10 protein-coding genes are annotated in these 6,587 nt (G+C 64.0%); 7 read left to right on the plus strand and 3 right to left on the minus strand.

Features of this window, described 5'->3' with window-relative positions:
- Positions 1–2: 2 nt before the first annotated feature.
- A complete protein-coding gene (locus Q4G24_RS12920; RefSeq protein ID WP_303366952.1) occupies positions 3–839 on the minus strand; it encodes a DUF3883 domain-containing protein in 837 nt (278 codons plus the stop codon).
- Between the two features lie 523 nt (positions 840–1,362).
- On the opposite strand from Q4G24_RS12920, the gene Q4G24_RS12925 reads away from it, so the two are divergent.
- A complete protein-coding gene (locus tag Q4G24_RS12925; protein ID WP_251112129.1) occupies positions 1,363–1,788 on the plus strand; it encodes a hypothetical protein in 426 nt (141 codons plus the stop codon).
- A 132-nt stretch (positions 1,789–1,920) separates the two neighbouring features.
- Here the strand turns inward: Q4G24_RS12925 and Q4G24_RS12930 are convergent, their stop codons facing one another.
- The gene (locus Q4G24_RS12930; protein ID WP_303366953.1) at positions 1,921–2,250 is read right to left on the minus strand and encodes a TfoX/Sxy family protein; all 330 of its coding nucleotides are present in this window, start codon (positions 2,248–2,250) and stop codon (positions 1,921–1,923) included.
- 258 nt (positions 2,251–2,508) lie between these two features.
- Here Q4G24_RS12930 and Q4G24_RS12935 point away from each other — a divergent pair, with 258 nt between their 5' ends.
- From Q4G24_RS12935 to Q4G24_RS12945, 3 genes are all read left to right on the plus strand, one after another.
- Positions 2,509–3,036 carry an antirestriction protein ArdA gene (locus tag Q4G24_RS12935; protein WP_303366954.1) on the plus strand — a complete coding sequence of 176 codons (528 nt, stop codon included), beginning with the start codon at positions 2,509–2,511 and terminating at the stop codon, positions 3,034–3,036.
- A 198-nt stretch (positions 3,037–3,234) separates the two neighbouring features.
- The gene (locus Q4G24_RS12940) at positions 3,235–3,450 is read left to right on the plus strand and encodes a DUF6499 domain-containing protein (protein WP_303366955.1); all 216 of its coding nucleotides are present in this window, start codon (positions 3,235–3,237) and stop codon (positions 3,448–3,450) included.
- The gene (locus Q4G24_RS12945) at positions 3,389–4,018 is read left to right on the plus strand and encodes a DUF2285 domain-containing protein (protein WP_303366956.1); all 630 of its coding nucleotides are present in this window, start codon (positions 3,389–3,391) and stop codon (positions 4,016–4,018) included. Before Q4G24_RS12940 ends, Q4G24_RS12945 begins: the two co-directional genes overlap by 62 nt.
- Before the next feature lie 16 nt (positions 4,019–4,034).
- On the opposite strand, the gene Q4G24_RS12950 is transcribed toward Q4G24_RS12945, so the two are convergent.
- Positions 4,035–4,322 (minus strand): DUF2285 domain-containing protein, encoded by a 288-nt coding sequence (locus Q4G24_RS12950; RefSeq protein ID WP_100650301.1) that lies wholly within the window; start codon positions 4,320–4,322, stop codon positions 4,035–4,037.
- A gap of 461 nt (positions 4,323–4,783) precedes the next feature.
- Between Q4G24_RS12950 and Q4G24_RS12955 the strand changes: the two genes are divergently transcribed.
- From Q4G24_RS12955 to Q4G24_RS12965, 3 genes are all read left to right on the plus strand, one after another.
- Positions 4,784–5,053 carry an AlpA family transcriptional regulator gene (locus Q4G24_RS12955; protein WP_023516906.1) on the plus strand — a complete coding sequence of 90 codons (270 nt, stop codon included), beginning with the start codon at positions 4,784–4,786 and terminating at the stop codon, positions 5,051–5,053.
- Complete coding sequence (locus Q4G24_RS12960; RefSeq protein ID WP_303366957.1) at positions 5,054–6,130, plus strand: replication initiator protein A; 1,077 nt, start codon at positions 5,054–5,056, stop codon at positions 6,128–6,130.
- A 61-nt stretch (positions 6,131–6,191) separates the two neighbouring features.
- The coding region (locus Q4G24_RS12965; RefSeq protein ID WP_303366958.1) for a DUF2840 domain-containing protein at positions 6,192–6,587 on the plus strand (396 nt) is incomplete at its 3' end.

The following is a 6,587-nucleotide window of genomic DNA, read 5'->3' on the forward strand; positions in this document are numbered from 1 at the left end:
CCTCAATGAAAACTCGCCTGAAAGGACGTCGCGGTCAGCGAGACATGCGCGTCCAACGGCGGGTGCAGCTCAAACGCTTTCGGCTCGCGCGCGAAGTTCCACAGGCGGAACAGGGACCATTGCGAGCGCCGCCCCTCGGCCACAGCCAGCTCGTTGCGGCTGATATGAAAAGGCGTGCGCTCCCAGCCATTCGTCGTCTTCACCTCGATCAGGCGCGGACGGCCGTCCGGCGCGAAGCTGGCGATATCGTAGCCGGCGCCATCGCCATCTTCCTCCGACACCCACCTGACCTTGCGCGCAAGATCGTCGCGGCCCGCTGATTTCAGGGCGGCCCGTTCGTGCGCCAGGACGCGTTCCTCACCGGCACGGCCGAGGGCGCGGTTTCGCTCGTCTCGCGCCGCGACATCGAATTTGCGGGCGATGTGCAGCATCTGCTCAAGCTCCTGCGGCGGCGGCTGGTTCGACAACGTGGGCGGCGGCCCGATCCAGATCGGCCGCGCCTCCGCGAGGCCTGTCGGCGCTCCTACACCGGAATGGCGGTCGAGCCACGCCGGGTTCAGCGCCAGCCAGCGCGCCACGGCATCCACCAGCGTCATCTGGAAATTGAAGGCGGGCTTGTAGCCCGGGATCCAGTCCTCACCCAGCCCCTTCAGCACGGCGCTGATGTTCTGGTGCTTGAACTCGACCGATCCCTCGGACCGATCATTCAACAGCGGCAGAAGCCCGCGCCGATGCTCGGCCTTGTTGTAAGGGCGGCCAGAGACGTCGTCGGCCAGCATCGCGAAGTAATCCGCGACGATCAGGTTGTTCTCTTGATCTGTCCAGGCCCCGTTCGACATCGCGCCAGGCTAGGGGCGGAAACTGCGTTTGTCATCAGAGACTTCGCGCAAAACTCCCAAGACATACCAACGACCACGCCGCCCGTGTCCCGCCTCTGACTTCATCGAAACAAGCCGGATCCAGCGAAACACGGGCGCAACGCGATCCCGTCAGTTCACTGAAATATATGGGGATTTTCAACCCGTCTCGCCGAGAGCGCAGGGCGGGTGGAAAGAGACGGTGGGCGTTCGGAGACCGATCTCGTCCGGCTGGGCCGTCTCCGAAGGGCGGATGGTGCCTGCAACCCCCTTTGGCACATAAAGAAAAAGGCCCCGCGAGGGACCTGTTTTCGGGTTTGCGATGTGCAAGTGGCGGGCGGGAGACGAAGAAACCGAGAACTACACCTACGCTATAGCCCTCCAAAATGACACCTGAAAGCCGCCGATGGTCGACAGACGGGGCACGGGTTGGCATTATGTCGCCCGTGCCCAACCGCAGGAGCGACGCAACGGCAATCCGCGCAGACCGTGAAGGAGCAGAACCATGGTAGCCGTGATGTTGATGAGCGTGGCGCTAGTCGCCGTCCTTTGCGTCGTGGCCTATAAGCTCGCAGTCTATGCTCTGCCCTTCATGCTCGGATTGACCGCTGCGCAATTCGCCTATCAGACCGGCTCCGGCGTGATAGGTGCCGGGCTGGTCGGCCTCGTTTCCGCTGGCGTGGCGTTTGGCATCCTCGCCCTGCTGTTCGAGACGTTGCGCACTCCCATCCTTCGCCTGATCGTGGCACTGATCTTTGCCGCACCCGCCGCCGTCGCGGGCTATGCGCTGGTCCATGGCATCACCAAAGAGGCGGTGCCCTCTGAAATCTGGCGGCAAATCTTCTGTCTGGTCGGCGGCGGTTTCGTTGGCGTGTCGGCTTTGATGCGACTGGCCGCACCGTTGCCCTCCAGCCCCGCACCTGCCCGCTGACATGAAGGTATAAAAGACGGTCCCGGCGCAAGCGCCGGGGCTTTTTTCATAGCGGCCCTCCGGCTCTCTACAGCGCAATTTGGAAGCGCGTTCGCCTCCGGGCCGGCGCGGCTATCGCCGCGCCGCAGCGGCCTACTTTGCCGGCAGGGATCGAACGAAGGCGAGTGCGGCATCGACCAGCCTGCGCCGTAGCGCATCGTCACCGAAAGCCGAAGGTCCGGCTCGCACCCAACCTTGCATCCGCCGGCCGCGCGAGATCATCGGAACCACGTCAGGCATATCCAGCGCCCAACCGTCCCGATCCTTGCCGAGTCTGGCGAGCATCCCATCGTCACGAGCTGCGCACAGCAGATTGCCGTCGAGCAGCCAAGCCCAGCCGCCGAACATGGCCTTTTCCGTCAATCCAGACATGCCCCCGAGGTCTTCCCGCAAGATTTCCTCAAGGCCCTCATCACGCGCCAAGTCGTGCCTCCAAATGACGCCGCGAAGCGGCGACTGATTGCTTGGTTTTACTAAGGGCGTTGCCCTCGCGCCAGCAAGGTAAGTGGAACCGTCCGGGGCGGTATCCCCAGCCTTCCGCGCCCCAAGGGGCTTGTGCAGGCCGGGTGATCCCCCTCCACCCCGGCCGCCCTTGCTCGTTGCTACCCCAGTCTCGGCGACGGCCAGAAGGTCAGGCGCGGCGTTCCGCTTCGCTGACCTTCAGACCCGAGGATCAGAGACATGACCAACGTATCCGACAGCACCCCCCGCATCTATGTTGCCTGCCTTGCAGCATACAATAACGGCTTTCTGCATGGGGCTTGGATCGACGCGGATCAGGACACCGACCAGATCAGGGACGAGATTGCCGCGATGCTTGCCCGTTCCCCCGTCGAGGATGCGGAGGAATACGCCATTCACGACTATGAGGGCTTCGAGGGCGTCAGCATCTCCGAATATGCCGGCATCGACAGCGTGGCGCGGATGGCCGCTTTCATCGCAGAGCATGGCGCACTCGGCGCGGGCCTGCTGGAGCAGTTCGGCGGCGACATGGACCAAGCCGAATCCACCTTGGAGGACTGCTATCATGGTCAGTTCACCAGCCTTGCCGACTACATGGAGGAGCTGACCACCGAAAGCGTCACGATCCCCGAGCCGCTGCGCTACTATGTCGATTGGGACGCGATGGCGCGCGACGCCGAAATGGGCGGCGATCTGTTCACCATCGAGACGGCGCACGGCGAGGTGCATGTGTTTTCCAACAGATGAAAACATGGTCGCCTGTCCGCACTTGCGGGCGGGCGACTAGCCAGAGCGAGACGATAGTGTTAAGAAGAAAATAACCAATAATGATCGGGTTATCCGCTCAACATATCTACTTTGAGCGGCTTCTAATACTTCAAACAATACTTGAATCTCTCTGGTCCGGGCGCGGCCTCGCGCGCCCCGGCTTTGGGAGGTGACGCCATGCTTAGCATCGACTGGCGTTTCCCGGCGGCATACAGACACGCGAAGCACATTCCGGCCGCCGGTTTCGCTTGGGAATACCTGCGCCGCAACGACGAATATCGTCAGGACTTCCTGACCATCGCATTGACCGGCCAGCCGACCGGGCGCGACCTTGAAGCGTTCGCGCATCGCTGGGGCTTGCGATTTCCCGTGCGATCCCGACGCGCCGCATGACCAGCAATCCCCGATCTGGACGCCGAGCCTTCAACCGCAAGCGGTAGTGCTGTCGCCGGTCGATCACAAGGACGGCGACACCGAACCGATATTGACGCTGGCGCATCTCGACGGCCTCGACCTGCGCCGCGCCGCCGATGGCTGGCACGGCATCTGGCAGGTGGATGGCGTCGCACATCAATTCTGGCTGCCCGAGGCGGTGCCCGACGCAGCCGCTTTCTATGCCGTCACCCTGCCGATGGATTCTTTTCTGGAACTGCGCGCCCACGCTGCCCGCCGTCTTTGGCGGTCCCTCAACGGCCGCGCGCCCGGTCCCGACTTCCGGGCCGTTCCCGCGCAGCTCCGGCAATGGCATATCCTGTCCCTGCGCGCGCTCGACGCCCGGCTGCGCGGCGAGAGCTATCGCACCATCGCCGAAGTCCTGCTCGGCTTTCGCGGCACCAAGGAAGACTTTGAGAACGATCCGCGCAAGAACAAGGCCCGCAGGCTGGTCGCGCACGGTATCAAGATGATGCGCGGCGGCTATCGCTTGCTGCTTCATTACCCGATCAAGCCCGGCAAGCGTTGATCGGGAGGCGTGGACCTCACGCCTTGTTGGCTGCCGCCTGCTCCAGAATCTTGCGATAGCCCTCACGCGATAGCCATTGCGCGCGTTCGAGGTGGCTTTGCCAGCAACGATAGGTCCGAAGTTCCTCGGCTGCCGGATCGCGGTGCAGCACGATCCGCGCGACTTCCTTCCAGTCTGCGCCCTCGGCCTTCGCATCGAGAAGGCGCAGATAGGTGACGTAGTGGCGTTCGTCATAGGCGGTTATGGCGTCGCCGGCTGGAGCTTCGTCGTCCACATCGGGATCGAGTTCGACGGGAACCCGCATAGCCTTCCCCTTCATCTGGAAAGAGCCTTGCTTGCGGTGCGCCCCCGCAAATGGCCCCTCAACCTGGTGATCGGGGAGTTAGTAACCGTGACTAGACGGCCCTATGACCTTTGGGCGGGTAGCCTTGGACATACGTCATAGGCCCCCCGACCATAAGTCGAGGATCGTGGTGCCGTCACGGCCGGCACCAACCGCTAGTCAGGGGTTACTAAGCCCCAGAGCAGCGCGTCTGCTCCGCTTACATTCCTAGCCGAGCTGCGCGCGAATGTCTTTGCCTTTTCGGTGCGACACGGCGACGGGCGACTGAAATCCCTCACCTATCGGCCGCGCAGCGCCCCGAAGGGGGGTGCCGCCAACGCATAGGCGCAAATGCGGCACGCTACGCGCCGCCGATCCCTCGCCATGGTTCGCCACAGTCCGCTGCCGCCCCCCGGCAGCCCAATCCCGACTGGAGGTGATCCATGCCCAACCCGCTTGCGGGCCTGCCGCCGCGCCTGTTGCGCACCAAGGAAGCAGCGCGCTTCCTCGGCATATCCATCCGCACCCTAGAGAAACATCGCACCTACGGCACCGGCCCGACCTATCGAAAGGTCGGCGGTCGCGTCCTCTACACCGTCCGCGATCTGGAGGACTGGAGCGCGGTCGGCGAACGTAAATCCACCCGCGACAAGACCGCCGGCACGGTCTTTCCCGCACGGCCGCTCACACCCGAAGAACGGGACGAGTGCTAGATGCTGCGCGAGGACGATCACGCCCCCGCGCAGCCGACCGAGGACAGCGAGCGCAGCCGCCTAGACCCCTTCGTGGTCGCAACGGGCGATGCGCCGCCGCGCGACCAGCGCGACTTGATGGAACGGCCGTTTTTCTCGCTGGCGAAGACCCCGCGCACCAAGCCGATTCTCTACAAGGCCGCCGACATAGAGGTGCAGGTGTTCGGGATGCCCGAGCATGGCATGGCGACCATTTGGGACGCCGATGTGCTGATATGGGCGGCCTCGCAGATTGTCGCGGCCGAGAATGACGGCCTCACGACTTCGCGCTTCGTCCGGTTCACGCCCTACCATCTGTTGCGGGCCATCGGACGCCCGACCGGCAATCACCAATACCGGCTTTTGAAAGCCGCGCTGGCGCGGCTGCAATCCACCGTCATCGCCACCACCATTCGCAACGGCCCGCATTGGCGTCGCCGGCAATTCTCTTGGATCAACGAATGGGAGGAAATGACGACGCGCGCCGGCCGCGTCGAAGGCATGGAGTTCGTCCTGCCCGAATGGTTCTACAACAGCGTCATCGACCGCTCGCTGGTCCTGACCATCGACCCGGCCTATTTCGGCCTGACTGGCGGCATCGAGCGATGGCTTTACCGCGTCGCCAGAAAGCACGCCGGGCACCAGCGCCACGGCTGGATTTTCGAGGTCGCGCACCTTCACCAGAAATCCGGCAGCCTCGCGCGGCCGTCCGACTTCGCGCTCGACCTGCGCCGCATCGCGGCCCGCCAGCAGCTCCCCGGTTATCGCCTCCAGATCGAGCGGGAAGACGGCCGCGAGCTGCTGCGCATCCGCCCCGAAAACCTGTCAACAGGCACTGTTGATAACCCTGTTAATGCCATCGGCAGATCAGGCGCACGGGGTATCGGCACATCAGGCGCAGCACTATCGGCACATCAGGCGCACGAACCGCAGCTAACGCTTTGGCCTGAAAAGCGGAATCCGACCGCTAACTTATCTAACAGAGAATCTAACTCTTTTTCTTTGACGCGCGCGCAGGCGAAGCGTGGTGCCGGTTCTGCCGGGAACGGCGAGCCATGACGCCCGCCGTTGACGCAGCGCACGCGCGCAATCCTCACGAGCACATCGCCGGAGACGAATTATGACCCGTCGCGCCCATCGCAGCGCGCACGGCCGTCCGCTGCCGGACGGGCCTGCGCCCTTCACCACATTGGTCGAGCTGACTTTCGAGAAACGCAAGGTCGAGCACTGGATACGCTTTGGCCGCAAGAGCTACGAGCAGATCATCGACCGCCGCCGCAGCGTCGTCGGCTTCGCGCCGGGCAGCGTCTTCGCCTTCGTCCGATGGGCGAGCGGCGAGCATGGCACGGTCGTTTCCCGCATCGACATTGTGCGGGCCATCGGGCGCGGCGAGCCGTTCCAGACATTGCCATTCGTCCGCCCCGGCGGCGAAATCCTGTTGCGGCTCGATAGCTGGCCGACGGTGCAGCGCGGGCTTGCCGCCATCGACGCCGTGGAATCGCTCGGCCTCGATCCG

Source organism: Paracoccus sp. (in: a-proteobacteria) (assembly GCF_030538695.1).
Classification (GTDB): domain Bacteria; phylum Pseudomonadota; class Alphaproteobacteria; order Rhodobacterales; family Rhodobacteraceae; genus Paracoccus.